The organism is Collinsella sp. AM28-11LB, from assembly GCF_003469895.1.
In the GTDB taxonomy this organism is placed as follows: domain Bacteria; phylum Actinomycetota; class Coriobacteriia; order Coriobacteriales; family Coriobacteriaceae; genus Collinsella.
In genome coordinates this window covers 1-2,235 of sequence record NZ_QSKJ01000023.1, presented here as the reverse complement: position 1 = coordinate 2,235, position 2,235 = coordinate 1, and the positions used below count along the sequence as shown (strand labels likewise).

Genomic DNA, 2,235 nt, shown 5'->3' with positions numbered 1-2,235 from the left:
AAGCGCGAGAACGACCTGGTGACATACCGCGAGATCCTCGCCTTCATGAACGGCGAGGCGGACATCGAGCGCGATCCGCGGGTACTCCCCCGCCGCGCGTGGCCGACGAAGCACCGACTGGCGTACGACTTGCTGACCTTCTTCGCCGCAGCCGCCATCGGCGGAGCACTCGGCTTTGCCGTGTGGGGGCTGCTGAACTAGAGGCAGCATCTGCCGAAGTCCGCATCACGCGCGTCAAGAATCAGCGCTTTGGGCGCCAGCGTTGCGCTCGTGATGCGGACTCGAAGGTGCCCGCAGCCGAAGACTTCAAATTGACGGCAAGCACTAGCTTGAGGCCCGCTCCACGCCGGCAATACAGCACCACCCAGCAAAATGCGGGCGGCCCCGGCACACCCGAGGCCGCCCGCTTCATTCAGACGGATGTCTTCGAACGCCTCTACTCCCTATCGCCGCATGCAGCCGCATCATTCTCATCGTCATCGTCGATAACGATAAGGGCGATAGCGGAGCCCAAGCTACCGACGACCCACGGGAGCCAGAACAGGCCGCCGATCCCCTCGGACGCATCCATGGCAGCACCGACGAACAGCCAGATGAGCGCGATGATGGTGGAGGCGAGCATGATCACGACGCAAGCCCTCTTCTTGCGCGCCGCTGTACGGCGATACTTGGGATTGCACGCGCGCAGATACGCCTCGCGGCTCCGGGGATCCAGCTGCGACAGCTCCTCCGCACTCAATTCGACCGTCTCGAGCCACTCCTTGTTGTACTCCGCGACATCCATGCGGCCCCACAGCATGCCCCAGTGGACAATCACCCCAACACCGACGGCGACCAGGACCATCATCAGCGTGTCGCCATATACCTGGACGTTCGCCTCCACCTCAAACAGCGCCGATACGGCGATGCCAAGAAGGATGATCGCGATACCCGAAACGATCGCGATCGAAGCACGACGACGCTCTGCCGCCTTTTGCTCTGCGGTGTAAAAGTCCGCAACATACGGATGGGCTTCCACAAAAGCCGCGTGCTCTATGCCGGATGGAATAAGGAATCCCAAGCCAGCGGCAACGAGCGCGAACAACGCCATGAGGACGATTCCGTCTGAGTGCAGGACCTCATCGGTGAAGACCGCGGCGGCGACCCCCAGGATGATGAGCGCCACACCGAGTGCGACCTTGCGGGCAAATGCGACCATGTGCTCGTCATAGCCGCATACATCCGTGTTGGGACCGACGGGGATCGCGGGCACAAAGGCGGATCCGATGTCGGACAACGAGTTCCGCCCGTGCGGAGCCTCGACGCGGACGACGGCGTTCCCATCGTTTTGCACGCCATCCGCGGCGCTCTGGCTCACGGCCGCGCGGCGCGACACGTCACCCTGCACCAGGTCATCGAGCGAGCACTCGAAGATCTGGCACATTTTGATGAGCTTATCCATCTCCGGGTAGGACTTCTCGGCCTCCCACTTGGTGACGGACTGGCGGGATACCCCAAGCAGCATGGCGAGCTGCTCCTGGGTCATATGGCGCTCGGCGCGCAGATACTGAAGGTTGGTACGGAAGCTCATAGTAGGTCCTCTCGTTGGCTGGGAGCGACCGCTCGGGCGTCATGATCTTGGCTCACGACGACGGCGCGGGCGCGGCATCCCAGCGTTCGGTGCTTTCCTGCCGGCGACTTACACACTACGGTAGCCACATGGCGGAAACCACCAACTTGAGGCTTCATTTTACGCAACCTGCAGGCACCCTATGGTTGCAAACCGCAGGTAGATTGAATGGACGTCAAATTATTAGGAGCTTGCATCACCTGTGAACTCAAACGGTCCCCGCCGATGTTACGACCCGTTGCTTGCGGCAACGGGCCATCTGCGGGCAGCATTGCGGTAACGTGGGAACCGGGCGAGAGAAAGGATCCGCCATGCTGAACGAGAACATCCAGGCCCTCAGGAAATCGAAAGGGCTATCGCAGGAGGAGCTCGCGCTCAAGCTGAACGTGGTGAGGCAGACGGTTTCCAAATGGGAACGCGGGCTCTCGGTGCCCGACGCGGAGATGCTCGTCGCCCTCGGTGAGACGCTCGACGTGCCGGTGAGCAAAGACGAGGCGCGAGGCGATGGGGCTCTCCCAAGAACAGCTCGCCGAGAAACTCTACGTGTCGCGTCAGACGATCTCGAACTGGGAGCGGGACAAGACGTATCCGGACGTCCAGAGTCTGCTCATGCTGAGCATCCTATT

The 2,235-nt window shown here is 61.8% G+C and carries 2 protein-coding genes and 2 pseudogenes; 3 read left to right on the top strand and 1 reads right to left on the bottom strand.

Annotated elements, in window-relative coordinates:
• Positions 1–201, top strand: a pseudogene (locus DW732_RS09680) (XRE family transcriptional regulator); the annotation flags it as partial.
• A gap of 235 nt (positions 202–436) precedes the next feature.
• Here DW732_RS09680 and DW732_RS10140 read toward each other — a convergent pair.
• Entirely contained in the window at positions 437–1,570 is a 1,134-nt protein-coding gene (locus DW732_RS10140; protein WP_233539434.1) for a helix-turn-helix transcriptional regulator, read from the bottom strand.
• 350 nt (positions 1,571–1,920) lie between these two features.
• On the opposite strand from DW732_RS10140, the pseudogene DW732_RS09670 reads away from it, so the two are divergent.
• A pseudogene (locus DW732_RS09670) lies at positions 1,921–2,079 on the top strand (helix-turn-helix domain-containing protein); the annotation flags it as partial.
• A 34-nt stretch (positions 2,080–2,113) separates the two neighbouring features.
• On the top strand, positions 2,114–2,235 hold a 122-nt coding region (locus DW732_RS09665), incomplete at its 3' end, for a helix-turn-helix transcriptional regulator (RefSeq protein ID WP_147356385.1).

Coding starts and splice junctions, on each gene's coding strand:
- DW732_RS10140 (WP_233539434.1), bottom strand. CDS start 1,570: ATGAGCTTCCGTACCAACCTTCAGTATCTGCGCGCCGAGCGCCATATG.